This window comes from Chitinophagales bacterium, assembly GCA_041392475.1.
Taxonomy (GTDB): domain Bacteria; phylum Bacteroidota; class Bacteroidia; order Chitinophagales; family UBA2359; genus JAUHXA01.
Genome location: JAWKLZ010000002.1, coordinates 1,784,761 through 1,811,188, shown reverse-complemented (window position 1 = coordinate 1,811,188; position 26,428 = coordinate 1,784,761). Strand labels below are relative to the sequence as shown.

Sequence of the window (26,428 nt, the reverse complement as noted above, 5' to 3'; positions counted from 1 at the left end):
CTTGGCAACATTCATTTTTTGCACGATGGCTAACCCCGTCTTTGCTCAATCAAAAAAGAACAAGGGAAAAAAAGATTCGCAGACTGCATCCAAAATAAGTGATACACAAAATGTACAGGCACAGCAGTTGTTTTTTGAAGGCATGACTGCAATTTTGAAGGATGATGTCAAGGCAGCTAAAGCAGCTTTTTCGGAGGTATTGAAGGTAGATCCTAAAAATGATGCGGCGATTTATGAACTTGCCAAAATTTATTTTGATGCTCAGGACAAAGACCAGGCCTTGAATTATGCAAAACAGGCTGCAAATTTGGATGCAAGCAACAAATGGTACCAGTTTTTGCATGCCGAAACCTTGGCAATGAATCAACAGTTTGATGAGGCTGCAAAGGTGTATGAAGAAATGGTGAAGAAGGACAATAGCAACTATGAGTATTATTTTGATTGGGGATATATGCTGATTAAGGCCAATAAAATGGAGGAAGCGATTAAGGTGTATGACCAGATTGAAGCCAAGATTGGTGTGACTGAAAATGTGAGTTTGCAGAAACAACGACTGTATATTCAAACAGCGAATATAGAAGGAGCTATTGGTGAACTTAATAAACTGATTACTGAATTTCCGAAAGAGGCTCGCTATTATCAGCTATTGGCAGAACTGTATGAACAAACTGGAAATGGAGATAAAGCGATTGAAGTTTATAAAAAATTGGGAGAAGTCTCGCCTGACAATCCTTTGTCACAGTTGGCAATGGCAGATTATTACAAGAAAGAAGGAGATGAAAAACGCTATCTCGAAACTTTAGAATTGGCGTTTGGAAATCCTGAATTACCGATTGACTTGAAAGCCAAAATCTTCTATCCCTACATTGAAGAAATAAAAGGGGATGCCAAAAACGAATCGAAAGCGGAGGCGTTTAGGCTTATGGAAATCATCAAGGAAGCTCATGCAAAAGAACCCATGACGTATGCCTTGTATGGAGATTTGTATTATGCGGACAAGCAAATGGAGAAAGCGTTAGAAGCATTTCGTCAATCGGCAGAATTGGATAAAAAACGCTTAGAAGTTTGGCAGCAGGTGATGTTACTTCAATTTGAAATGCACAAATACAAAGATCTCACCGAAGACAGCAAATTCGTCATGGAATTGTTTCCCAATCAACCGATGCCTTATTATTTTAATGGCTTGGCACATACCGAATTGAAGGATTATGAGCAAGCTATCAAGGTATTGAAGAAAGGTGCGATGATCAGTGTCGGAAACCCGCAAATGCGTGCCCAGATGTACGCAATTCTGGGAGAAAATTACAATACGCTGAAAGACTACGAAAATTCAGACAAATACTATGAAAAAGGGCTGGAAATGAGTCCAAGCAATGCTACATTGATGAATAATTACGCTTACTTTTTGTCCGTGCGAAACGAAAAATTGGATGAGGCAGAGGTGATGTCCAAAAAATCAAACGAACTAGAACCCAATAACTCCTCTTTTCTGGATACCTATGGCTGGATAATGTATCAAAAAGGGAATTATGAGGAGGCTAAAAAATGGTTGGAGAAATCACTTTCAGCTTCTGGTGGTCAAAGTGCTACAACCTTTGAGCATTTAGGCGATACACTTTATCAACTCGGCAATATTGATGCCGCAGTGACTAATTGGGAAAAGGCCAAAGCCTTGGGTGGAGGCTCTGATTTGTTGCAGAAAAAAATTGCAGACAAGAAGTTGTACGAATAGTTCACTATTTTATCGAAATCCCTCCATCCAAAGGAATAATGACCCCATTCAAATAACTACTGGCCTTTGAAGCCAAATAAATCGCCAAACCTGCCATGTCTGTCGGATTGCCAATGCGCTTGAGAGGGCATTTTGCTTCAATCATAGGGCGCATATTGTTGAGCATCCATTCTGTCATTTTGCTTTCAAAAGGGCCTGGGGCAATCGCATTGACGGTAATGCCTTTTTCTGCCAAACGAACTGCCAAAACTTTGGTGAGGTGATGCACTGCCGCTTTGCTCGGACCATAGGCGAAGTTATCCACTTCTGGAACACGGATTCCGTCAATCGAGCCAATGTTGATAACCCTTGCAGGTTCGGTCGTTGAAGCGTTTTTTTCGAGTAGAGGAAGCAAATCACGGGTCAATAGAAAAATTGCTTTCACATTGATATCCATCGTCCTATCATAACCATCTTCGGGAAATTCTCCAAACGGAGCCGCCCACAATGCCCCAGCATTGTTTACCAATACATCCAATGATTCTTCTCTTTCCTTGATTCCATTCACCAAGGTTGTACGCCCTTCTTCGGTAGTTAGGTCGGCAGGAATGGAAATACAGATACCGATTTTGGACAATTCTGCTGCAACAGAATCACATACTTCGGCTTTGCGAGAAGAGATATAGACCTTCATTCCATTGCTGACATAAGCATGGGCAATCATCAATCCGATGCCGCGAGAACCGCCTGTCACCAAGGCTACTTTTCCTTCAACGGAGAATAAGTCATTGATTTTGTATGTTGAATCGTTCATTGTTGTATGATTTGTATTTGTTGTTTGAAATCGTCCGCAAATTAACAATAATACGGAGAGGAAGTAGTGAGCGGAAGCCAAAAAGTCTCTTTGACCAAATTTTAATCTTCAAATTGGATGGAGGAAGAAATAAAGTAGCGTAATATTTTTTTTACTGCAATGATAGTGTTATCATTAGCAAATTCATAAATCAAAATAATTATCAATGACATTACTTACAGTTGGCGTTTTTGGAACTTCAAGAAAAAAACAAGAAAGAAGAGTACCTATTCACCCCCAACAATTGGAATGGATAGACGAAGAAGTCAGAAAACACCTCATTTTTGAAGAAGGATATGGCCTAAGGTTTGGAATGGACGATGAGGAGTTGGCATCATTAAGTGGAGGAGTGGCAAGTCGTTCCGCACTTTTTGAAGAATCGGATATTGTTTTATTGGCAAAACCAATACAAGCAGACTTTGATGAAATGAGGGAAGGAACGATTCACTGGGGCTGGCCTCATTGTGTTCAGCAAAAAGAGATTACCCAAACTGCTATTGATAAAAAACTAACCCTCATTGCATGGGAGGCCATGCACCGTTGGTCCCGAAATGGAGATTGGCAAATGCACATTTTTCATAAGAACAATGAGATTGCAGGGTATGCAGGGGTTTACCATGCCATGAATTTGGTGGGAATTGATGGAAATTATGGGCCCAACCTCAAGGCGGTGGTTATCAGTTTTGGCTCAGTTAGTCGTGGTGCTATACGTGCATTGCAGGCAAGAGGAGTACAAGACATTACGGTGTTTACCCAAAGACATTATTTTTTGGTGGCCGACCAAATGGCGGGAGTCAATTATTACCAATTTGAAGAGGATGAAACGGGTGATTTGGTATCTATACGCCCTGACCAACAATCGCACCCATTTTATGAAGAATTGGCAGATGCGGATATTATTGTGAACGGCATTTTACAGGATACCGACAATCCTTTGATGTTTGTGCCAAAAGACAAAAATGAAACACTCAAGCCAGGTTGTTTGATTGTGGATGTGAGTTGTGATGAGGGTATGGGCTTTTCATTTGCCAAACCAACCAACTTCGACAACCCGATGTTTAAGGCTGGTAAAGTGGATTATTATGCCGTAGATCATACGCCTTCATACCTTTGGAATGGGGCTTCATGGGAAATCTCCAATAGTCTCTTGCCATACTTGCCACTCATTATGGGAGGAGAAGAAAGTTGGGAAACGAGCGAAACCATTAGAAGGGCTATTGAAATTAAAGAGGGGGTTATCCAAAATGTCAAAATTTTGTCTTTTCAGGATAGATCAGAGGAATACCCTCACCCCGTAATTTCTTAATGTATTATCTATTGAATTCTTATGTTTTCTCAAAAAATCCAATAACAAACTTCAAATTTCATACACCCCAAAAGTGGATTTATGATAAACGATATTTGATTTGCGATTTATATTATGGTACTCGCTCGACGAGTTTAGGAACAGGAATAAAAATTTATCGAATGATTGCACCAATACTTGATTGATGCAATCATTCACTTTTATGGTCATTATTTATCAAAACAGTCATTTTTATTTTTTCACAAAAAAAAATATTACTTACTGACTATCATTTAATAAAAACCAATTATTAGAATAAATTTTCGTACAAATCACTTTCAATGTACTTTTTTTTTCATTTTTATTGTGGCACATTTGTATCATATAAAAATATCAAATCGAAAACAATAAATTTTTAAAAATGAAAAATATACATGCCATGTCTTTAAAACACTTTTCTTCCGTACTTCTCAAGACTTTACTACTCGTGGCAACTTTTCATATTGCCCAAGCGCAACCCTATATTACAACCAGTCACGACTACTATCAAATGTTCACTAGCGACCAATCCCTTGAAATGGAGCTGTTGGTGAACGATACTTTATGGACAAATGATACCATTATCTGGGCTTTGGTAACGGAGCCAAGTTTTGGAACAGTGACTCCAAGCGAATCGATGATTATTCCTCCTGCTCTGCCTCCATTTTTACCCACCACTCCTGTTTGGATTCCCAATGATCCCCACTTAATATTCACATATGAGTTGGATGTCAATCTTGGAGAATTTCCCGAGAGTTTCACCTATATGGTATGCGACCAGATGATGTTTGAATGTGATACTGCTACGGTAATGATTGACCTCGTGCTTGTTGGAGTAGATCCTGTAGGGCCTGATGCGATGCCAGATGCAGCCGTCACGATGATGGGTGTACCTGTTGAAATTGCCGCATTGATCAATGATTTGGACATGAATGTACCGCCTTCTATGTTAACCTTGGTGAGTGTTGACCAACCTGCAAATGGCACAGTGAGTATTCAAAACAACAAAATTCTGTATATCCCTGCTGATGATTATGTAGGAACAGAACAATTCTCCTATACGATTGAAAATGAATTTGAATTGGCTTCAACTACTTGGGTGACAGTCGTTGTGGCGGAAGGAAGTGCTAATCCTATCAATGCGGTCAATGATGTATATGATCTCGAAATCAGTAATAGCAACCCACATCCAAGTCTTTCACTCTACAGCATTGGAGATTTTGTACTCAGCAATAGTGGAATTATGCAAAATGATACCTTTAATCCAACAACAACCATCAGCTTCTGCTCTGAACCTCAGTTTGGAGACATCCAAATAGGCGGCACAGATGATATTCCTCAATCTGCCTTTTTTGCAGAATATGTTGCGACTACACCAGGAACTGAAAATTTGTGCTATGAAATCTGTGACGAATTGGTGGGAACTTGCGACCAAGCTTTTATCACCATCAATACCACCATCAATCCCCTTGACCCTGTTCTACCGCTTGCCATTGATGACTACTATTATACGCCTGTTCCTGCACCCATTGTTATGAATGTCACCCAAAATGATTTCTCGATTACCAATTCAGCCCTGTATGTCAATATTGTAGAAGCCCCCAGCCAAGGAACAGCAAAATTAGCTGTTTCATCTAGTTTGATTATTTATACACCCCATGAAGATTTTGTGATGGGAGAAGACAACTTTGTCTATCAACTCTGCGATGCTACGACAGGTAATTGCAGTCAAGCAACTGTTACCATTTCGATTTTAGATTTGCCACCTCCTAATGATATATTTGCCGTAGATGATTTGGTAGATTATCCCTTCAATGCTTCCATAACCATTGACGTTTTGGCAAACGACTTTGGCCAACAATTGGATGTAGTAGAAATCAGCAATGCTGTTCATGGCAGCGTAGTACTCAATTTGGACAATACAATTACTTATAATTTACTAACGACCAATGCCCCTCCCGAAGATTACTTCAATTACATCATCTGTGGCGGACCGAATCCAGAAGCTCCTGTTTGTGATACAGCAACAGTATTTGTAAACCTATTTGTTGCCCAAAATACACCTCCTGTTGCAGAAGTGGACTTGACTTATACAAAGCAAGGTATTCCTGTAGCCATTGACGTTTTGGCAAATGACCATGACCCTGATGGGTCTAATTCAGAATTGATGATTCAACCTATGATAAGCGAATATCCTGAAGGAATGGTGAATGTGCTGTCCAACAATACAATTGTTTTTGCACCCAATCCCACCTTTACTGGGGAGTTTGTATTCAGCTATATGATTTGCGACAGCGGTGTACCAGAGGCTTGTGACGAAGCAGATGTAGTGGTCTATGTGATAGACAATAACGAAGGGCCTTTACAGGCAGTGGATGACTTTTTTGTGACAGACGACAGTACGATTGCTGGATTGCCTTTGACGGTTTTGGCGAATGACATTATTACCGAAAATACAGAGGCGTTTTATTTTGGGCAACCGAAACATGGACAGATTTTTTGGGGCTTCAATCCCGAAGAGCCGCCTTTCTACACACCCAATGACCCAAATTTTGTAGGACAAGATAGCTTCTTTTACATCATCTGTGACAATACGATTGATGACTGTGATGCTGCTATGATTTACATCAATGTAGGCGGCAATCCTACCATTAATGCGGTGGACGACCATGTTTCAACAGCCGTTAATACGAACATTACCATTCAAATATTTAGCAATGATTTTTTTAATATCAACACCTACACACTTGCCAATGTAAGCGAGCCTACTCATGGCACAGTTGCTATTGCAGAAAGTTTGCCTGAGCAAATATCATATATGCCTAATGAGGGTTTTGAAGGGCAAGACCAATTCACCTATACTTTATGTGATATTGTGACAGGTGATTGTGATTTGGCAACGGTCTATATTGAAGTAGGGAGTAGCCTACAAGCTGTAGATGACTACATTGCAGTCGAAGACTACGGCCCACAGTTTCTTGTTTTACAGGAAAATGACCTACATGCAGAGCAATCCATAATTATCCAATTTAGCGAACCCGAACATGGAACAGTTGGCTGTGATCCTGCTGCAATCCCTTGCTTTGCATTGTATCAGGCCAATCCTGGCTTCATCGGAACAGACAGTTTTGACTACATCATCTGCGACAACTTTGCGAGTGTGTGTGATACGGCAACGGTTTATTTAACCATAGGTGTAGATTGCAGCATGGGCTGTGTATGGCCAGGTGATGCCAATAATGACGGCACAGCCAACAATTTCGATATTTTGGCAGTTGGTTTGGGCTTTGGAAATACAGGGCTTTCTCGCTTCAATGCGTCCAACAATTGGTATCCACAACCTGCTGCTAATTGGCTGCAAGACATTAGCACCTTCACTACCAACGATGGCAGTATTACTTTCGATTCGATTACGGTCAATTCAAAATACGCTGACTGCAATGGCAATGGAGTCATAGAAGGTTCAGATATTGAAGCTATTAGCCAAAATTATGGATTGACGCACGCCAAAAATGCAGAAACTCAAGCGGCAGAAGATGCTCCTGCCATTACCTTCTCTTTGCCACAGCAAATTCCCGCCAATACTTGGATTGCGGTAGATGTATTGTTGGGGAGTGATGAGCAGCCTGCTGAAGATGTATATGGTTTGGCATTCACCATCAACTATGATTCTGACGTGGTGGAATTGGGTTCGGTTAGCATTGATTTTGAAGAAAATGGATGGTTTGATGGAGGCGACAATATTGGATTGTTTAAAGATTTTGGTGAAGAGGGTAAAATAGATATTGGATATAGCCGAACAAATGGTCAGAGTATTTCGGGCCATGGTAAAATCGCTACGTTCAGCATTTTTGTGATTGACAATGTGGCGGGCAAAAAATCGTCTGCTGATATCCCCTTCAATATTTCGGCAAGTAATGCGCTGATGGTCAGCAATGAGGGATTTGTTCAAGCCTTGAATACAGAACCTGCCGAAAGTGTGGTGACGGCTATTGAAGAAATTGACTTGTCGGTGGTGAATTTTTATCCCAACCCAAGCAGCGACCAAGTTCATTTTAATTTTGGTGGTCTGAATGTCCAATCTTTGCAGATTTTCAATGCGATGGGGCAATTGATGTACGACCAGTCTTTTGAAGTGAATACGCTCAAAACCACTTTGGAGGTTAGCAATTGGAGTACAGGGGTGTATTTTGTGCATTTCCAGACACCTGATGGTGTAGGAACAAGGAGGTTGCAGGTAGTAAAATAATAGTCGTAATCAGTCTTATCATTTTAGTTTGGTCTTATTTTTTTTACAAAAGCGTTCAACGGCTGCAAAGTATGTTGGACGCTTTTTTTGTTGGAGTTTATCAAGTCAAAAACTTTGGGTGCATCCCAAATTATCGCATTTATGGGTTGAATCCAATATGTTTAAATTACTTTCTTCAAAATATCTTAGACTTCAATAATAACAATATAAGGAATTTCGTTCAGTTTTCAGAAAATCAAAAAAGGCTCCCAAGCAAACCGCCCAGAAGCCTTCTAAAAAACTTAAATACATCAACTAACAATCATTTTATTTTATCAAGTATTGAAGAGAGGGATTCGGGCGACCCACAAAACAAGATTGGGTGAAGCCGTATTTTTTGATGATTAAAAAAGCTTGTTTTGCTTCGGCATAATTGCCTCCAAAATCAAACATCCAATGGCTTCCATCTACAATTTTCCAACTTCCGTTGATTTCCTTCAATTCAATCGTGTTGGGATTGAAAGAGGTACAATCGTCACCGCTTACATTACCACTCGGTGCTTTTCCGTTTACGAGTAGATAAGTGAAAGAAGGATTGGGGCGACCTACAAAACAAGATTGATTGATGCCGTAGTATTGAATGATTTTCATGGCTTGGTAAGCCTCTGCTTTAGTCGGGAAAGCCTTCAAAGAATGGCTACCATCTACCAAAAGAAATTGGTTTCCAGAAGGTTTTACGCTCAAGTTTTTAGGATTGAAGCTCACACAATCTTCTTTGAGAGTGGGTTGAGGGGCAGGTTTCTTTTCCATGAAAATATTCCCAGTTTGTATTCCTTGACAAGTGACTACAAAGAATCCTTGACCAGTTGTATATGTTTCGTAGTTTCTATGTGTGGTGGTTACTTTATAGCGACCTTGTGGCAATTCAATTTTGTAAGTTCCTGAATTTGTTGAAGTAACCGTTTGAGAAAGACTGCCATCTTCGCTGGTAAATTGGATGGCTACCCCTGCAATTTTATTGCTGTAATTGTCTTTTTCTGCCACCATTCCTTGAAATCCACCACAGGTTTTTCTCACAAAATATTCGCTACTTTTTTGGGCAGGTCGGCCATCTGTATAAGTTGAAGCCATTTGCAAGTACAATTTTCCTGAAGGTTGCTCATAGACGGTCAATGTTCGTTTTGCGAAACCTTGGTCATACGATGCGGTGTATTGTTTGCCTATGCGGGTATTGCTTCTGTATTGAAGGGCAGTTGTTCCCCAATCACAATCTGTTGGACTACAAGAGCCAAAAAGCTGAATGGTATTGCCGCCTGTCACGATTATTTTCGTAATGCTTCGAGTGTTGGGGTCTTCATTTTCCCAAGTTCCATTGATGGCTGCGTTTGCAGGGATTGCGAACGCAAATAGGGAAAAAATGCTTAAAGTGATGATTGCTTTTACTGTTGAAAAAATGGAAGTTTTCATGTTAATTAAAGGTTTAAAAGTTTGAGGTTTAATGTTTTTTAAATAAATTGAGTGCAGTGATTACAGGTTTTGAAGATTAAATAACCAGAATTGATTTTTTACTTCAATGTGTTTATTTGATTTTGCGAATGTTAGAAAAATCTTTCACCTTCAAAGGTGTTTTCATGGGAGTTTTGATCATGTTGGGAGCAAAGGTAACTGCTTGACGTACAAAGAAATTTCCGTATTCTTTGCCATTCCAAACATCGTATCCACTGATGTAATTGGTGTTCCAAGTGTGCAAGTACAAGCCGCCAATGGTTTTGGTATGACGACCATCTTCACTGCGAAGCGTAAGGCTTCTCATCACGTGAGGACGTGCATCATCTACCGAAATGGAGTTGGTCAAAGCTTTGAAAGTCACATTTCTATCTACATCCACTAAAGTATAGGCTACCTTTCCTTCGGGTGTACGTGCAATGTTTAAGCGTGCATTTCGTCCATCAATCCGTCCTTCATAGTTACCGAAAAACTGACTGACATTGTTGAATCCGTGAACCGCTGCTGGACTGGGCGTAGGTAGGTTATTGGCGTTTCCTTTGGCAAATACTGAGCCGTATCCATCCTCGGTAAAAGTGGTCATATAAGTAGTATTCCAAGTGTGGAGCAACATTTTGGCGAATTTCTTTTTAATTTTTTTGTCTGCAGTTTGAAGCGAAACATTGTGAATGATGTGATCACCGCCTTGTGAAATGCGGAGTTCAGTCGCATAACCTGTCATGACCACATTTCTATCTAAGTCCTTCAATGTCACTGTCCATTCTGCAAAAGCTTGGTTGTAAGCCAAATATTCAAATTTTAATTCAGCATTGCGTCCGTCCAATTTTCCATAATAAGTGCCTCCAAATTGGCTAACGCTTGTAAAGTTTTGCGCTTGTGCTGCAAAAGTGAATACAAGGGTGAAAAGGATTGTTGTGATGATGTTACTTAAAGTTCTCATTGTTATTATTTTTTGGGTTTTAATGTTTATCGCAACCATTTCTGATTGATTACACCACAAAGATAAGGGTGATAGCAATGGTCTGAAAGCCATGTTTTTGTTAAAAATAGTAGTCTGAATTTACATTTAGCATAAAAATAATTCACAATCAATGCTTTAAAATTAAAAACACTGGCAATTTTAATTACCTTTAAGATTTTCAAGATTACTATTTTGAAGGATTAAGATTACAACAAGTACTTTTGTCGTACTTGCTGCTTATGTTGAAGCTCTTGATAAACTTCAATGAGAGATTTGGAAAAATATATTTTTTTTGGGGGCGAAGTGAACATTTATTTTATTTGCTCGTTTTAATATCAAATACATTACTTAATAGCAAATGTAAACAATGACTAAATAAATTACTTGGTTATTGTTTATTAAAAATGGATGTGAGATTACTATAAATTTCACAATCAGTCTTATGTGAATTGGTGTAAAACCATACGCAATGTCGTGTCTTTAATAAATCAAATTCAGTATTTATGTATGCTGAAAATATAATTATTTTTTAACTAAAAACAATAAAATCATGAGTGCATTTTCTGATAAAATAAAAGGTAACTGGAACGAAATCAAAGGTAAATTAAAGCAAGAATATGCTGATTTGACTGATGATGATCTACTATATGTAGAAGGGCAAGAAGATGAAATGTTGGGTAAAATCCAGCAAAAAGTAGGAAAAACGAAGCAAGAGGTAAAGGACTTCATCAATAGTAATTTGTAGAGAATTTTCTTATAACAAAACCATTTAATCCTAACAACCTAAAACCATTTTTTTAACTCTAAATAAATCATTATGTTACGTTTAGCAATTTCATTTTTTATTATCGCATTGATAGCGGCAGTCCTCGGTTTTGGAGGTATTGCAGCAGGAGCCGCAGGAATAGCTAAGATTGTGTTTTACATTTTCTTGATACTGTTTGCATTTTCCTTGATTAGCAGCTTATTGAGCAAAGCTTAGAATATAACGCAGAATAAAAATTAAGCAAAAATAGCCTATAAATGGCTATTAAATGGCAAGGTGAACACCTTCATAAGATGTTACACCTTGCTTTTTCTTTTTAGTATGCCTTTTGTTTCTTCCTAATTATTCACCAATTCAGGATTACCCATCAACCCCATCTGGTAGTTTCGCATACACTGACGGATTTGTTGTTCGGTATTCATCACAAAAGGCCCATAAGAATACACCACTTCATCCAAAGGCTGACCGCCTAAAAGCATAAATTCTGCCCCTTCTTTTGCATAAAGATTGATATAACTTTCTCCTCTTTCGTAGAGAGCCACTTGATTTTTCTTCAATGACTTTGCATCCTCCAATTCCAATTCTCCTTTGATCATATACACAAAGGCATTATCGGTTGGATTAGTCGGAATGTCTAAGCGGGCGTTTTCGTTCATTTTGATGTGGTAATAAAAAGCGGGGGTCAAGGTTTCTACCTGTGATTTAGTATCGAACAATTCTCCCAAAACCACACGTATGGTATAGTCTTTGTGTTCAATTAAACCCATGTCATTCAGGTTATTGACTGTTGTAGATGGATCCATAAACTTGTATTTGGAGGGCGTATTGAGCCATACTTGAAAACCATGAACCAAACCGCCATTTTCCACTACTTGTTTCCCCGATTCTTCCATGTGTATCGCTCCCCGACCAGAATTAAACATCATAAAATCCCCCTTTCCAATCTGAAAATCATAGTTGAGGCTGTCTTTGTGGTGTCCGCTTCCCTCCAAAAAATAGGAAGTCGGTGTCACACCTGCATGAGGATGGGCTTCTACTTTCAAGGCATCTGCTCCTGGATTGATGCTAACAGGACCAAATTCGTCGAACAATACATAGGGAGAAACAAAATCGTTTTGATCTCCTGCAAAAGCTCTCATAACGGGTAATGTGCCGACATTGACCCGATGTGAACTTAAAATTCTATACACTTTTCTCTTGGATTTGACATCGTACATACCTGACCCGATGACCAATGAACCGCCAACTGCCGTAAGTCCTACAATTGCAGAACTTTTTTTGATAAATTTACGTCTTTCCATTTTTTATTGGATTTTTTGTGTTTGGTCTTTGGTTAACAGAGATAATCAAATTTGGTTGCAAAGCTAATTCAGCTCAGGCATCATCAATAATTCTCGGATTTTCCCCTTCAATCCTATCGGACGATTCTTGTTCATATCCACTGCCACAAAACTTACATCTGCCTCTGCAATCACCTTCCCATTGCTTTTTTGTACCAATTTTTGGAAAACTGTCAATTTTACATTGCCCAGTTCTTTGAGGCTTGTGTGTATCACAATGGTATCGCCAACGATTGCTGGAGAACGGTAAGTGATGTTGATATTGTGGATAATAAAAGCGATATTTTCCTTCCGAAGCCATTCATCCTCATATACCTTAGCATAATAGTTCCAACGCGCTTCCTCCAAAAATTCGAGGTAGCGGGCATTATTGACGTGTTGGTACAAATCAAGATGAAAACTTCGGACTACGATTTCAGTTATTTTATGTTTCATTTTTTAGGCACTTTTTTTGATATATTGATGAAAAAAAATAAACTAAGTGCTATCTTAGTGGTCTAAGGAATTATGCCGAAAAGTAATTCTGTAGGCAGCTATCCAACCAAATCTAATCTATCCCCAATTCTTGTTGAAGTAAATTCAATTAGATTATTTATTCTTGAATTTACCACTTTTTTTTTGAATCATCCAAGCTATACAGTCCATCCAAAGATTTTGTTAAAGATTGCTTTTACACACAAATTATTGTTATTATGAAAACGAATACACTATTGATGATTGTTTTTTGCTTGGTTAGCTGGACTTTATGCTCTTTTACCCATTCTGACAAACAACAGCCTCTCAGCCCTGATTATGTGGCTTCTATCCAAAACTTGATGGCTTCAATTGAAGATGCGAGCAATATTGAAGAACTGCAAAATGCTGCTCAGGAATTTGCCCAATTGACCACCACACACAAAAGCAATTGGGAAGCAATGTACTACACTGCTTATTGCTACATTTCGATGTGCGCCCAAGAACGTGTCCCTGCTCAAAAAGCCATTTACCTCGACCAAGCACAATCGTATATTGAAGCAGCCAAACAATTGACCAACAATGCCGAGTTGCACATCCTTCAGGCTTACTTGTATCAATGTCGAGCCAATGCAAATATCAATATGTCGGCTGCAAATGCTGCCTCTTTGGTGAAGGCAAGTCTTGCAGAAGCCCAAAAAATGGATGCCAACAATCCTCGCATCTATTTCCTCAAGGCTCAAAACCTTTATTTTTCGTCATCAGCATTAGGCGGATTGAATACTGCCTGTCCTGTCATTCAAGAAGCGATTCAAAAATACGAAACCTATCAACCTGCTACTCCTATTTCTCCAAATTGGGGCAAAAATATGACACAAGAAATGTATGCGGTTTGTCAGAGTGCGGCGGGGCAGTGAATGGAAATACAAAACCAAGTTACAAATGCTAACTTGAAGTAATAAAAAAGCTCATTCCAATGAAGGAATGAGCTTTTTGTGTGCTTCAAAATGAAAATCCAAATCATCTTTGTATCAACAAAGACTGTGTTGTCATTGTCTTATCTGCATCTTCCCATTGCACAAAATACAAGCCGTCAGTCAAATCACCAATTGACACCGATTTTGTTTGTTCCTTGCGAATCGCTACTGATTTCAACAACTGCCCTTGTGTATTGTAAAACCGCACTACTCCCTCTACCGTTTGAGGAAAGGATAACTGCACAAAGTCACTACTCGGATTTGGGGAAAGCTGTAATACTGTGTCGTATTCCTGTACTCCTTCAATGTCGGTAGTTAAGTCGTCTTTTTCGATTAAGGCAATGTAGTTTTTGCCAATGTCACTTGTTATAGTTCCCCCAAAGGGCGATGCAATGTTAATAATGGTATCTCTATAAACATACATAAATGCCATAAGGTCTCCATTTTGAAGTTCTATGGCACGTTCAAACCGCATTTTTTGTTCGTCACCCTCTCCACTTACTTTCCAATTAGCTACTTCGTTAATATTGCCTTCCTCATCACATTTCAATAAGAAGGCTTCTTGTTTATCTCTGATTCCTCCCAATAAATACCCTTCTTCAGTGATTAATGCAGTTCCATAGCGCAGCCTATTTTCAGTACCTATTGTTTTTATCCACAAGATATTGCCATTCTCATCAAATTTACTGATATAAGAATCGGAAGGATTTGTTCCTGCATTTAAGTTACCATAAATCATATAACCTGAGCTATTAGAAGGTACTAAAAACCCTTCTGTTCCTATATCTTCTACAATATTTTTTTTCCATTGCACTTCCTTTTCTTCATTTAACTTTACCAGTTCTACGTAGTTCGTATCTTCTCCAGAATCGTTCAGTTCTCTCAGTAATAGCATATATCCATCATCTTCGGTGCGAGACAACCCTAGTGCTTGATATTGATACGCATCATTTGAGGTGTTTGTGGCAGTTAAATATTCTGGTGGGCTAAGTTGCAAACAATTTGAATCTGCTTCTACTAGTTTCCACATACCTGTAGGCGTGATGGAATAATTTGCTGAATGTTCTGCTAAGAAAAAAGAATCATTCTCTGGGCGGTGAACCATTTTTGCAGGCACTCCATTTGCATTCAATAAAAACGTTCCGCCATCTTCTTCTTTGGGGCGGTCGGTTTCCAAAATACTCCCATCTATTAGAGAAATTTTACTGCGAAAAAGATAGCCTATTTCTCCAAAAGAGTTGGGGGTGTCCAAGGTCATTTCATAACCTATTAAGTCTATTGTAGTCGAACTACTTTGGTATAAGTAGGTAGGCAAAGAACGAATACCATCTGTGGTTTTAGTAACTACACTTTTCCAATTGATTTCACCCGTTGAAGTTTTGATACTTGTTAATACCCACCCATCATTAAGATTCTGAATATGTGCTACAATAACTTGTTCTCCTAAGTTTAAAGTAAAAGCAGAAATAATATTATTGGCATATACCGTAGCAGTCAATTCATTGGGTTCAGAAGACTCCGCTTCATTCTGTATGAGGGTTGTCCATTTGATGGGAGTTCCTAAAAAGGATTGTGCATAAGATGAAGTAGAAAATATATAAAATAATATAAACAATGTTATTTTTTTCATTTTTGTTATTTTTTTAAAAAATGAGTAATTACATAGATGCTTTTAATGTTGAAAACTAAATACATATTTTATAAAATAATTATTCTCCACATATAAAAACACACTCAGACTGTGCAATCAAGTCATGATTAACAGGTAAATTGCAAACTGGGCGTGGACTTTGACAAGGAGGATTCCCAGTAACAGTAGCAGTTTCTTGGATTTCTACCTGACCAGTTTGTACGTTGAAGCAGTATGAATATTCAATAACACAGCAATTTTCTGTTATACATTCAGTATGAACAAATACAAGTCCACTTGTCGTTTGATTGAACCTATCTAAACCAACACAAAGAGAAAGACAACTTCTAACCTCAAAATCTCTTTGAGCTACTTGGTCAAATCTTGGGCACTCAAATTGCGCTCGAATCATTGGGTCATTAGGTAGACTGTTATAAAAATTTAAAAATGCTTGTTGCCCTGTTGCCCTGATAACATCACGAAAAACATTGGCTAAAACCCCTTGGTCAACAATAAAAGGTGGATTAGGCCAAGAGGGTACAATATTAGCAACAAAAGCATCACAATTGCCTGCAATAGGTCCCCATTGTACAATGTCAATTAATTCGCTACCTGCACAATTTCTAGTTCGATATATTATTAATAAATCACAGCCGGGAAAATTAGGAGCAGATATAGTGATTTGTACATCAGGACTCCATGGAGTATTGTCGCAATCATCGTTACAACCTTCCTGTGCATATATGGATAAGAAAGAGAAACATAAAAATGAAAAGAAGATAAAAAGAACCTTAGTTACGAATTTGAAGGTTTGAAGGTTTGAAGGTTTGAAGGTTTGAAGGTTTGAAGGTTTGAAGAAGATAAAATTTTAGATTTCATAATACTAAATATTTAATGGTGAAAAAAAATAAAGTTATTTCTAGTAATAAAAAGCTAACACAGCATAGATTCTTATTGTTCAAGTAAAAATACTTTTTTCTTAGAAAAAGAATATACTTTCTCCAATCTTTTTATCAGACAAATAATTTTTTTCTGAATATTCAAAAATAGCATTCAAATAAAAAATCATTTGCCATTCAGATATAATTTATATTAAAAATGAATATAAAAATGTTTTTTAATAAAAAAACAATCCCTCCCAAATCCACGTTTCCCAATTATTTACCAAAAACATCCGCTCCCATGCAAACACCTACAACTCAAGCAAGGCACCTTACGATGACCGAACTGCAAGCAGGATTGGACCATATCCGTCAATCTCCCAAAGACAAAGGCATTTTGGAAATGATTGTAGCTCGACCCGATGTCGACAAACGAAAAGTATTGGAAGAAGCTACACTTGATATAGAAAACGCATTAGTTGGCGACAATTGGCATGTACGCCCAAGTTCCCGAACAGTTGACGGTTCACCACATCCCGACAAGCAACTAAATATCATGAATGTACGAGCCATTGCACTGATGGCAGACGATAAAGACAGATGGCAGTGGGCTGGTGATCAATTGCTGATAGACATCGACCTAAGCGACAAAAATTTGCCCGCAGGAACACAACTCTCTATCGGTGATGCCATCATTGAAGTAACTGCCCTTCCCCACAATGGCTGCAAAAAATTTGCTGAACGTTTTGGAGTAGATGCGGTGAAGTTTGTCAATTCACCAGTGGGAAAACAGCTTCATTTGAGGGGAATCAATGCGAAGGTAATCCAAGGTGGAATGATTCGGAAAGGGGATTTGGTGCGAAAGTTGTGAACTTTAAAATGATGGCAGGGTCAAATGACTTCATTTTACCACATAAATCGGTAAATCTCCCAAATCATTTCGCACCATTTTGGGGTTTTGGCGTTGTTTGGTGTGTATGCCCACCATTGCAGGTACTCGCTGCTGAACAAAAGTGAACAGTTCGGTTAAGCTCACAAGGTCGTTTTTGTTGTAGTCTGCATGACCTTTCAATCCTTCCAACAAGGCTTTGGTGAAAAATCCATTTTTCGCAATGCGGTCCTCATACGATTGTTCTTCAACATCACTTGAGGTAATGACTGCCAAGCCACGCTTGGACATAGAGATTTTTTGGATGGCATCGTTCACCACACTCACGCTTGCTTTTGCAGCATAACCAGCATTGGAACTTGCACTATGACAAGCATCTATCAATAAGATTTTTTTGCAGTCAATCAGATCCAAATCTTTTAACAATTCGTCGTAGTCAATAGATGTGGTGCGAGGACTTCGGTAATCATAGTCGCTTGCCTGAATCCGCAACCTATTTTGGTACAAAAAACCATGTGCCGAAATGAATACAATCAACACATCATTTGGTTTGATATATCCCTCCAATGCTTTGCGATGCAGGGCTTCAATGGCCGCTTCAATATTTTTGATGCCCGCTCGCTGACCCGTTAATTTTTCGGCTTGCACCATGTTGAAGAGCTTGTTGCCAGCCCCCAATTGATTGCCTTGATTTTTAAACGCATTTGCAAAATCCATCGCATCTTTTTCGGTGTATTCCAAGTCAGGCGGATTGGTACCGATAGAAAGAATGTGTAAATCGGGAACTCTAAAGGTAAGAGCAGGACTCGATGGAACGGGAAGTGGCGATGAAACCGTCGCATTATAAACCGAAGCAGCAGTCGGAAAACTGGGGGTCACAGTTTTGGTCAAGGGAGGAGAAGGGTCAGCTATTTTTTTGAAGTCAGTGCTAGTAGGCGCATACATAGCCGCCAAAGGTTCTTGTGTGCTGAGGTTCTCTTGTACTCCATTTATGCCAAATTTCATTTTGTAGCTGGCAATAAACGGTTCATGGTAATAGGTAGTTTTTGAAGTAGAATAGCCCACCATTACCAATTCATCTTTTCCCATCGTCAAAAGGTCATATGCGCCATCATTGCCACTACCGCCATACATTTGTTCCCCCATCTTCTCTCCTTCTTCATCTACCCACACCATCCATGCATCGAAATTGTTGTTGAAAGAACCTTGAGCAGAACCGATAAACACAAAGTTTTGATTACTCAATTGTACCATTCGTTGAGCAAATTCATTCGCATAACTACCATAGGTTTTTTCCCATTGAAGTTCACCTTTATCATCTGTTTTCACCAACCAAGCATCTTTTTGGCCTTGCCCCGTTGAAGTTGTATAACCACAAAAAGCATACCCTCCATCTCTAGTTGCAATGACCTGATGTGCTTCATCCTTGCCAAAATCACCAAAAGTTTTCTCCCAAATAGGCTCACCTCCATGGGTTACTTTCACCAACCAAGCATCCGTATTGTTCATTTTGTTTTGGACTGCAATGTTTCCCTGCAATACAAAACCGTCTTTCACTTCAATCACCGATTCAAAACTCGCCATATCAAATAGGTCAAAGGGCGTGTTCCATTGCATGATGCCTTTTTCGTCCAATTTGGCTATCCAAGCATAATAAAAAGGGGAATTGGGATTGGATTTGACATAACCGACCATCAAGAAACCGCCATCTGTGGTCACAATCATATCCATTGCTTCTACCCACGGATGAGTCGCATGGTTTTTGTCCCACAATAAGCGTCCTGATTGATCCACCTTGAAGATATAAGACTGACAACTCTCCTTTTCTTGCCCATAAACAGACACCAAAATGGCATAATTGCCATCCGTGGTTTGAACAATTTTATTCACCACAAAGTCGTTATCATCCCTAAAAGTTTTGTGCCACTGCAATCGAGGCTTATCGGATATTTTACCCATCCAAATATCAGGGCCTTTCATGGCCAGTGACTGCGTAGTACCTACAACTACAAAATTGTTATCTGCCGTTTTGAGCATACTTTTTATATCGCTATGCACATAATTGCTAAACGTTGCAGACCACTGTTCTTCTGCAAATCGCTGTGCAGAAAGTGAACTACTCATGAGTAATATACAATAACAGACAGTTAGGAGTTGTTTCATAAATTTTGAACCAGATGGATGTATTCGAGCTTCAATAATTGTGCTGAGTTCAGAAAAATACAACTTCTGTTGCAGAAGAAGTATCATAGTTTTGTAAAAAAACCATTTAGGCTTGGATTCAATGGAAATTGAGGTGGATGGAATTGAAAAAATACCGAACTTTTGTTCTTGATTACTTATAAAACCATGATGAAAACGCTTTTTGTTTCTATTTTATTTTTTATTACAACCCTCTCCCTTGTTTTTGCTCAAAATACCGAGGAGTCCTCACCTTCCATTTCGGCTGATCAAACTGCTTATTTTGAACAGTTTGAAGACCTCGATAGCGTAAATCAAGTATTGTTTGGTGAACCTGAAGTAAACATTGCCAAAGGTGTACGCACAGAAGGCTGTCAATTGAAAAAACAGGTTTACGGCTATCATCCTTATTGGATGGACAAATACTACAAATCTTATGACTACTCTTTGCTCTCTACGTTTATTTATTTCTGTTATGATTTGAATCCAAAAACAGGTGATTATACAAGTATTCACCAATGGAAAACAAACCCTTCCATCACTTTGGCGCAAAAAGCGGGGGCGAGAGTAGAACTTTGTGTAAAAAACTTTAGCAACCACAGTCTTTTTCTCTCCAATCCAAGGGCATGGGAAAAACTCGCTAACAACTTGATTGAACTCCTTCAATGGAGAAATGCAGATGGGGTGAACATTGATTTTGAAGCTGTTCCGAAAAACCAATCAAAGAATTTGGTCAAATTTTGCAGCTATCTCTCCAGTCGATTAAAAAGCTCCATCAAAGGAGCAAGCATTTCAATGGCGATTCCAGCAGTGGATTGGAATGGTGCGTTTTTATTGGCAGAGTTAGACCCTTACATTGATGCCTTTATCATTATGGGCTACGATTACCACTACAAATCGGCAGCGATTGCAGGGCCTGTTGCTCCTTTAGATCATGATGCCCGATGGTACACGACTTCTATCAATCGGAGTGTTGCGAATTATTTGCGAAAAAACATTGCTGCCTCCAAATTAATTTTGGCTATTCCTTATTATGGTTATGAATGGAAAACGTATAGTAGTGAAATCCCATCCAAACGTCAAACGAATACCAAAGGTACTGCAAGGGTTTATACTCAGATCAAAAAGATGCTGGAAAAAAAGGTGAAACGCACTTGGCATTACCAGAGCAAAACACCATATTTTACCTTCACCAAAGGCAAGACGACCCGACAACTTTGGTACGATGATGAAGAGAGTTTGGAAAAGAAATACGACTTTGTCAACGCACAGCAATTGGGCGGTGTAGGAATCTGGGCATTAGGTTATGACAATGGGTACAAGGAATTATGGAACTTGCTCGAAAAAAAATTCATGGATTGTCAAGACCACAATCCAGCATTGTTTGACTACTACAGCAGCACTTCAAAAACGATGAATCAAGATTGCCAACCTACAACGCATATTTTTGATGTAGAAAATACGTATGAAGGTGATTTTACCATTCGATTTGAAGACAATGACAAATGTGAGGCAGGTTGGTCGGGTATGTACTATCAAGTATTGGAGAAAAATGGAGACAGTTGGGAGGGAAATTTTTACAACGGCTTCTTCAATGATGAATTTGAAGGAGCTAAATTAGCCTCACATTGGACTCCCGCAGAAGGGCTTTGGTCGGCAAATGGAAATCGTTTGTACCAAGGGCTACAAGACCATAACAATACAAACCTGTACGCTTCTTTGATGCAGCGAGATTACCACAGTTACTTGTACCATTGGTGGGGGAAAATTGGAGGAGATGGCAATAATAGGCGGGTCGGCTTGCATTTTTTTGCAGATGACCCGAGCGCAGTTAATCGAGGTAATTCTTATTTTGTGTATTATCGAGTGGATTCTAAACAAATAGAAATCTACAAAGTAACGAACAACCGCTTTAGCCGAAAAGCAGTGCAGCCCTGCAATATGGATGCCGATACGGACTATGATTTCAAAATTGTATATGATCCTAAATCTGGTTTGATTGAAGCCTATCTTGACAATAAATTGCTGATTCAATGGCAAGATTCTCAGCCGCTTACTTATGGCGAGTACATTTCTTTCCGAACGGGTGAGTGCTTTTTTAGTTGTGACTTCCTAAAAGTATATAAATCAAGAACAAACTCAGAAATGGTGAGGGTGGGAACTACTCAACAGGATGATGTGCGTCTCAAAAATCGAAATGACATAACTCCGAGCTGCCGCATTGTTTCGATTGCGAAAAATGGATACCATCAATGGAGCGCACCCGAAGTAAAAGAAACAAAAATAGAGTAAGGCAACCGACAAAATCTGAATACTACGATTGTAATAATGGTTGGTCTATCCACATTTCAGTCATTCCCAAATACGTGTATCATCAGAGTCTGCGCCTTTGCTGGTTTTGATGTTCAAAAGATGAAGTATAAACAAGATGGCTGATAGTAATAATATTTCCATGGCTCTTGTGGCTTAAAAAGGTTGATAAAATAATTTGGCTTTGTGTATGAATAGTAGATGCTTTCTTTTTGAGTTTGTTTAAGACATAAGGAGAATATTAATATTTTATATAATGAATTAAAAAATATTATCCACTCTATTTAAAGACGCATCACCATGCAAAAAGGTTGCATAATAACCCCGATAAAGTTTAGAAAACCAAAAATAAAGACGTATTGAAAAAATGTGAAGTATAAGATAAAGGTGGGAAATATAGTCTATTGTTTTTTATACACAAGAACTATACCGCCTTTACTCAAAAAGTAGGAAAATTGAATCTTTCGATTGTGATGTGGAATCTGTGTTGTTTAACGAGAACTTGAATAAAAAAGTTTCTTAAAAAAGCTTAATGTGCTACTTTTTTGTGTTAATGAACTGTTAATTCTATTTTATCATAAAGTATTTGATAGTAAATACTCTTGGACTGTTTTCGATTGGACAAAACAATCAAAATCGTTGTGTGTTAAAATCAATGTAAAGGCAAAAATTATGACACCAAAAAAGACAGTAATTTTAGGCGCAAGTACACACGAATGGAGATATGCCTATCTAGCTGCGTATAAACTGGCAACTTATGGACATGAAATAGTACCTATCGGCATCGAAAATGGAATAGTGGCAGGAAAAGAAATCCTTATCGGACAACCTGCAATGGAGAACGTGCATACCGTAACCATGTATTTGAATCCTAAAAATCAGGTAGAATACTACGAATATATCTTAGAAAATCTACAACCCGAACGCATTGTTTTCAATCCTGGTAGTGAAAATCCAGAACTGATGGAAATGGCAGGAGCACATCAAATTGAAGTCGTTGAAGGTTGTACATTGGTGATGTTGTCGGTAGGACAATACTAAGGAACAAATGAAAATACTACTTCTTAATCAAGCGATTCGGAATTTTAAATTGAGATTCCATTTTTGACCATTGCTAAATAAAACTTCAAAATCTGATTCTGATAAATGTTATTTTTAGAATCTTTCTATAAAAAATAGCAATATTCTAAAAAACTATCTTTGTATCGTAGAAAAAAAGCTAACTTTGTAGGGTTTTATTGAGTTGCAGTAACAACAACTTATTATTTTATGTTGCAGAAACTATTCATCAAAAACTACGCCCTCATTGAAGAAGTGGAGTTGGCTTTCTCGGACAAACTCACCATCATCACTGGAGAAACGGGCGCAGGTAAGTCCATTTTATTGGGCGCATTATCGCTCATTTTGGGACATCGAGTCAATACGGCTGCTTTATCCAATACACAAAAAAAGTGTGTGGTTGAAGGTACATTCAATATACGTGCATACCAATTACAGTCTTTTTTTGAAAAGAATGAGTTGGATTATGAAGATGTTACCATCGTCCGACGAGAAGTAATGCCGTCTGGGAAATCCAGGGCTTTTATCAACGATACGCCTGTCAACCTGCAAGTGTTGAAGTTGATTGGCGAAAAACTGGTGAATCTCCATGCCCAGCACCAAACTCTCCATCTTTTTGATGCGCATTACCAATTGTCTATCATAGATACTTTGGCAAGCCACAATGGCGTGTTGGAAAACTATCAAGGAATTTTTAAAGACTACCAACGCAATCAGAACCGACTCAAAAAACGAAAGGCAGAGTTTGCCCAATTGCAGCGAGATTTGGACTACATACAGTTTCAACTGACTGAATTGCAGGAGGCAAATTTGTTTAATGTAGGCGAACAGGAAGATTTGGAGCAGGAATTGGATCAACTCAACAATACAGAACATATCCAACAATCACTTGCCGAAAGTATCAATGTATTAGATGATGGAGAAATGGCTATTTTAGAGCAACTTGCTGCAGTAAAATCGCATCTTTCCAGCATTGCCCGATTTCACCCACTTTTTGAAGAATTGAATGACCGATTGGAGAGTGTGAATATCGAATTGAGAGATATTCATAATGAATTGACCAGAATGGGGGAAGATGATAGCATGGATCCCGAAAGGCTGCAATTTGTGTCAGACCGCTTAAACATCATTTACCGTCTTCAAAAAAAGCATCAGGTATCTGAATTATCCGATTTGATGGCAATTCGAGATGATTTGGCTTCTCAAAATCAATCGGCAGACGATTTGGAGGGTGAAATTGCCCATCTCGAAAAAACAATTGCGGCACAACACAAACAACTTCTTGCTTTTGCTGCAAACATTACAAAAGACCGAAAGAAACAAATTCCTGTTTTTGAACAACGCATCAACGATATGTTGACCTCCGTAGGAATGAAGGACGCAACGGTCAAAGCGGTTCACGAAATTTTACCCGAACACCAATTAACGGCTCATGGTCGAGATGAAATCGAAATTCTATTTTCTGCCAACCGAGGCAGCAGTCATGCTGAACTCCGAAAAGTGGCTTCAGGTGGAGAATTGTCTCGTTTGATGCTTTGTATTCAATCACTTATTGCAGCCAATACTGCGCTGCCAACCCTTATTTTTGATGAGATTGACACGGGAATTTCGGGTGAGGTGGCATTGAAGGTAGGGAAAGTTTTGCAGGACTTGGCTACGCACCATCAATTGATTTCAATTACCCACCTTCCTCAAATCGCCAGCAAAGGTGATGCTCATCTTTTTGTGTATAAATACAATACGCCTGAACGCACTTTGTCGAAAATCAAAAAACTGAGTGATAGCGAGCGTGTGACGGAAATTGCAAAAATGCTGAGTGGAGATGATCCGGGGGAAATGGCATTGGCGAACGCAAAGGAATTGTTGGCGTATTTTTGATTTTCGGTACATCATCTATCCACACTAAATCCACATGCTTTTCACATTAGAATGTGAATAAACCTTCAAAACAACCCACTTATCCACAATGTTATTAACAATAAGCCTTTAAACAGTGGATAAGTGTGGATAAAAATAAAACGATGTTGATTTTTTTTTGATAAAAAATGGTTAAGTTTGCTAAAATAATTAGATGCGTGTAAATACAATTTGTTAAAAGCATAAAAGGATTTTACAGAATTATGGAAAATCACAAAAAAAGCATTAGAGTGGTAGAGCTTTTTGCAGGGGTTGGAGGATTTCGACTTGGACTTGAAAGAAGTAATTACAAAGTTATTTGGAGTAATCAATGGGAACCTTCTACTAAAAAACAACACGCTTCAATGGTGTATGAGGCTCGATTTGGAAAAGAAAACCACTCAAACCAAGACATTGCAAAGGTGGATACATCAGAAATTCCCGACCACGATTTATTGGTTGGCGGCTTCCCCTGTCAAGATTATTCTGTAGCTACTACCCTCCAAAATTCCAAAGGCTTGATAGGCAAAAAAGGGGTTCTTTGGTGGTCGATTCACCGAATCCTCCAAGAGAAAGAAAATAAACCGTCTTACCTTTTTTTAGAGAATGTAGATCGTCTTCTGAAATCTCCTGCCAAACAAAGAGGGCGTGATTTTGCGGTGATGCTTCAAAGTCTTAATCAGTTAGGCTATGCTGTTGAATGGCGAGTAATCAATGCAGCAGAATACGGAATGCCACAAAGAAGAAGGAGGGTTTTCTTTTTGGGCTATCATCAATCGACTGCTATTTACCAAAGAATAAAAGATTCAAAAAAAGAAGAATGGATTATGAGAGAGGGAACGCTTGCAAATGCTTTTCCTATTGAAAGTCAGAATGAAATGTTTTTAAGCGAACTTGAACTGCAAAAAAATTTAGTAGAAATTACCAAAAATTTCAATAAAAATGGCGGGGCATCACCTTTTCTGAATACAGGCTTAGCTATAGAGGGAAAGGTTTATACAAAAAAAACAAATCCTTTATGCGATGGAAAAAAAACAATTTTGGGCGAGGTACTTCAGAATGGCGAAGTAACAGAAGACTTTTTTATTGACGAAAAAGACTTACCTAGATGGGAATATTTAAAAGGATCAAAAAAGGAAGTTCGTAAAACCAAAGAAGGATTTGAATACAATTACAGCGAAGGAGGTATGGTATTTCCCGATTCTTTGGACAATGCTTCAAGGACAATCATTACTGGTGAAGGAGGAAAATCCCCTTCAAGATTTAAACACGTTGTCCAGTCAGATAGAGGATTAAGACGTTTAACACCCATAGAATTAGAGCGACTCAATATGTTTCCAGATAATCATACTGAACTTGAAGGGATCACTGACTCCAAAAGGGCTTTTTTTATGGGTAATGCTTTGGTAGTAGGAGTTGTAGAAAGAATAGGGAAGGAACTTTACAATCAAATAAACCGATAA

The 26,428-nt window shown here is 38.6% G+C and carries 19 protein-coding genes; 12 read left to right on the top strand and 7 right to left on the bottom strand.

The window, feature by feature from the left end; genetic code table 11:
* Nucleotides 1–25 precede the first annotated feature (25 nt).
* Complete coding sequence (locus R3E32_20595) at nucleotides 26–1,732, top strand: tetratricopeptide repeat protein (protein ID MEZ4887142.1); 1,707 nt, start codon at nucleotides 26–28, stop codon at nucleotides 1,730–1,732.
* Between the two features lie 4 nt (nucleotides 1,733–1,736).
* Here R3E32_20595 and R3E32_20590 read toward each other — a convergent pair whose 3' ends face one another.
* Nucleotides 1,737–2,525: an SDR family oxidoreductase gene (locus R3E32_20590; GenBank protein ID MEZ4887141.1), complete on the bottom strand. Its 789-nt coding sequence runs from the start codon at nucleotides 2,523–2,525 to the stop codon at nucleotides 1,737–1,739.
* 205 nt (nucleotides 2,526–2,730) lie between these two features.
* On the opposite strand from R3E32_20590, the gene R3E32_20585 reads away from it, so the two are divergent.
* Nucleotides 2,731–3,870 (top strand): N(5)-(carboxyethyl)ornithine synthase, encoded by a 1,140-nt coding sequence (locus tag R3E32_20585; protein MEZ4887140.1) that lies wholly within the window; start codon nucleotides 2,731–2,733, stop codon nucleotides 3,868–3,870.
* Between the two features lie 418 nt (nucleotides 3,871–4,288).
* Entirely contained in the window at nucleotides 4,289–8,137 is a 3,849-nt protein-coding gene (locus R3E32_20580) for an Ig-like domain-containing protein (protein MEZ4887139.1), read from the top strand.
* Between the two features lie 306 nt (nucleotides 8,138–8,443).
* Here the strand turns inward: R3E32_20580 and R3E32_20575 are convergent, their stop codons facing one another.
* Nucleotides 8,444–9,583 carry a carboxypeptidase-like regulatory domain-containing protein gene (locus R3E32_20575; GenBank protein MEZ4887138.1) on the bottom strand — a complete coding sequence of 380 codons (1,140 nt, stop codon included), beginning with the start codon at nucleotides 9,581–9,583 and terminating at the stop codon, nucleotides 8,444–8,446.
* A 112-nt stretch (nucleotides 9,584–9,695) separates the two neighbouring features.
* Nucleotides 9,696–10,562, bottom strand: a complete 867-nt coding sequence (locus R3E32_20570; GenBank protein ID MEZ4887137.1) for a hypothetical protein — start codon at nucleotides 10,560–10,562, stop codon at nucleotides 9,696–9,698.
* A gap of 571 nt (nucleotides 10,563–11,133) precedes the next feature.
* Between R3E32_20570 and R3E32_20565 the strand changes: the two genes are divergently transcribed.
* Both R3E32_20565 and R3E32_20560 read left to right on the top strand, forming a co-directional pair.
* Nucleotides 11,134–11,328, top strand: a complete 195-nt coding sequence (locus R3E32_20565) for a CsbD family protein (protein MEZ4887136.1) — start codon at nucleotides 11,134–11,136, stop codon at nucleotides 11,326–11,328.
* 72 nt (nucleotides 11,329–11,400) lie between these two features.
* Nucleotides 11,401–11,565, top strand: a complete 165-nt coding sequence (locus R3E32_20560) for a DUF1328 family protein (GenBank protein MEZ4887135.1) — start codon at nucleotides 11,401–11,403, stop codon at nucleotides 11,563–11,565.
* 122 nt (nucleotides 11,566–11,687) lie between these two features.
* Here the strand turns inward: R3E32_20560 and R3E32_20555 are convergent, their stop codons facing one another.
* Complete coding sequence (locus R3E32_20555; protein MEZ4887134.1) at nucleotides 11,688–12,650, bottom strand: pirin-like C-terminal cupin domain-containing protein; 963 nt, start codon at nucleotides 12,648–12,650, stop codon at nucleotides 11,688–11,690.
* A 63-nt stretch (nucleotides 12,651–12,713) separates the two neighbouring features.
* Complete coding sequence (locus R3E32_20550) at nucleotides 12,714–13,124, bottom strand: thioesterase family protein (GenBank protein ID MEZ4887133.1); 411 nt, start codon at nucleotides 13,122–13,124, stop codon at nucleotides 12,714–12,716.
* 257 nt (nucleotides 13,125–13,381) lie between these two features.
* Between R3E32_20550 and R3E32_20545 the strand changes: the two genes are divergently transcribed.
* Nucleotides 13,382–14,059, top strand: coding sequence for a hypothetical protein (locus R3E32_20545; GenBank protein ID MEZ4887132.1), 678 nt, complete (start codon nucleotides 13,382–13,384; stop codon nucleotides 14,057–14,059).
* A 103-nt stretch (nucleotides 14,060–14,162) separates the two neighbouring features.
* Here the strand turns inward: R3E32_20545 and R3E32_20540 are convergent, their stop codons facing one another.
* Entirely contained in the window at nucleotides 14,163–15,749 is a 1,587-nt protein-coding gene (locus R3E32_20540; GenBank protein MEZ4887131.1) for a T9SS type A sorting domain-containing protein, read from the bottom strand.
* 488 nt (nucleotides 15,750–16,237) lie between these two features.
* Between R3E32_20540 and R3E32_20535 the strand changes: the two genes are divergently transcribed.
* Both R3E32_20535 and R3E32_20530 read left to right on the top strand, forming a co-directional pair.
* Complete coding sequence (locus R3E32_20535; GenBank protein ID MEZ4887130.1) at nucleotides 16,238–16,564, top strand: hypothetical protein; 327 nt, start codon at nucleotides 16,238–16,240, stop codon at nucleotides 16,562–16,564.
* A gap of 367 nt (nucleotides 16,565–16,931) precedes the next feature.
* Nucleotides 16,932–17,501 (top strand): hypothetical protein, encoded by a 570-nt coding sequence (locus R3E32_20530; GenBank protein MEZ4887129.1) that lies wholly within the window; start codon nucleotides 16,932–16,934, stop codon nucleotides 17,499–17,501.
* A 30-nt stretch (nucleotides 17,502–17,531) separates the two neighbouring features.
* Here R3E32_20530 and R3E32_20525 read toward each other — a convergent pair whose 3' ends face one another.
* Nucleotides 17,532–19,682 carry a caspase family protein gene (locus R3E32_20525; GenBank protein MEZ4887128.1) on the bottom strand — a complete coding sequence of 717 codons (2,151 nt, stop codon included), beginning with the start codon at nucleotides 19,680–19,682 and terminating at the stop codon, nucleotides 17,532–17,534.
* Nucleotides 19,683–19,868: 186 nt separating this feature from the next.
* Between R3E32_20525 and R3E32_20520 the strand changes: the two genes are divergently transcribed.
* The 4 genes from R3E32_20520 to dcm all read left to right on the top strand — a co-directional run bounded on the left by R3E32_20520 (nucleotide 19,869) and on the right by dcm (nucleotide 26,428).
* Nucleotides 19,869–21,992: a glycosyl hydrolase family 18 protein gene (locus R3E32_20520; protein ID MEZ4887127.1), complete on the top strand. Its 2,124-nt coding sequence runs from the start codon at nucleotides 19,869–19,871 to the stop codon at nucleotides 21,990–21,992.
* A 690-nt stretch (nucleotides 21,993–22,682) separates the two neighbouring features.
* Nucleotides 22,683–23,051, top strand: coding sequence for a CoA-binding protein (locus R3E32_20515; protein ID MEZ4887126.1), 369 nt, complete (start codon nucleotides 22,683–22,685; stop codon nucleotides 23,049–23,051).
* Between the two features lie 228 nt (nucleotides 23,052–23,279).
* Nucleotides 23,280–24,947, top strand: coding sequence for a DNA repair protein RecN (gene recN, locus R3E32_20510; protein ID MEZ4887125.1), 1,668 nt, complete (start codon nucleotides 23,280–23,282; stop codon nucleotides 24,945–24,947).
* Nucleotides 24,948–25,189: 242 nt separating this feature from the next.
* Nucleotides 25,190–26,428 (top strand): DNA (cytosine-5-)-methyltransferase, encoded by a 1,239-nt coding sequence (gene dcm, locus R3E32_20505; protein MEZ4887124.1) that lies wholly within the window; start codon nucleotides 25,190–25,192, stop codon nucleotides 26,426–26,428.

Bases quoted from the DNA above. Each gene is read 5' to 3' on its own strand.
- R3E32_20595 (MEZ4887142.1), top strand. From the start codon at position 26: ATGGCTAACCCCGTCTTTGCTCAATCAAAAAAGAACAAGGGAAAAAAA.
- R3E32_20590 (MEZ4887141.1), bottom strand. From the start codon at position 2,525: ATGAACGATTCAACATACAAAATCAATGACTTATTCTCCGTTGAAGGA.
- R3E32_20585 (MEZ4887140.1), top strand. From the start codon at position 2,731: ATGACATTACTTACAGTTGGCGTTTTTGGAACTTCAAGAAAAAAACAA.
- R3E32_20580 (MEZ4887139.1), top strand. From the start codon at position 4,289: ATGTCTTTAAAACACTTTTCTTCCGTACTTCTCAAGACTTTACTACTC.
- R3E32_20575 (MEZ4887138.1), bottom strand. From the start codon at position 9,583: ATGAAAACTTCCATTTTTTCAACAGTAAAAGCAATCATCACTTTAAGC.
- R3E32_20570 (MEZ4887137.1), bottom strand. From the start codon at position 10,562: ATGAGAACTTTAAGTAACATCATCACAACAATCCTTTTCACCCTTGTA.
- R3E32_20565 (MEZ4887136.1), top strand. From the start codon at position 11,134: ATGAGTGCATTTTCTGATAAAATAAAAGGTAACTGGAACGAAATCAAA.
- R3E32_20560 (MEZ4887135.1), top strand. From the start codon at position 11,401: ATGTTACGTTTAGCAATTTCATTTTTTATTATCGCATTGATAGCGGCA.
- R3E32_20555 (MEZ4887134.1), bottom strand. From the start codon at position 12,650: ATGGAAAGACGTAAATTTATCAAAAAAAGTTCTGCAATTGTAGGACTT.
- R3E32_20550 (MEZ4887133.1), bottom strand. From the start codon at position 13,124: ATGAAACATAAAATAACTGAAATCGTAGTCCGAAGTTTTCATCTTGAT.
- R3E32_20545 (MEZ4887132.1), top strand. From the start codon at position 13,382: ATGAAAACGAATACACTATTGATGATTGTTTTTTGCTTGGTTAGCTGG.
- R3E32_20540 (MEZ4887131.1), bottom strand. From the start codon at position 15,749: ATGAAAAAAATAACATTGTTTATATTATTTTATATATTTTCTACTTCA.
- R3E32_20530 (MEZ4887129.1), top strand. From the start codon at position 16,932: ATGCAAACACCTACAACTCAAGCAAGGCACCTTACGATGACCGAACTG.
- R3E32_20525 (MEZ4887128.1), bottom strand. From the start codon at position 19,682: ATGAAACAACTCCTAACTGTCTGTTATTGTATATTACTCATGAGTAGT.
- R3E32_20520 (MEZ4887127.1), top strand. From the start codon at position 19,869: ATGATGAAAACGCTTTTTGTTTCTATTTTATTTTTTATTACAACCCTC.
- R3E32_20515 (MEZ4887126.1), top strand. From the start codon at position 22,683: ATGACACCAAAAAAGACAGTAATTTTAGGCGCAAGTACACACGAATGG.
- recN (MEZ4887125.1), top strand. From the start codon at position 23,280: ATGTTGCAGAAACTATTCATCAAAAACTACGCCCTCATTGAAGAAGTG.
- dcm (MEZ4887124.1), top strand. From the start codon at position 25,190: ATGGAAAATCACAAAAAAAGCATTAGAGTGGTAGAGCTTTTTGCAGGG.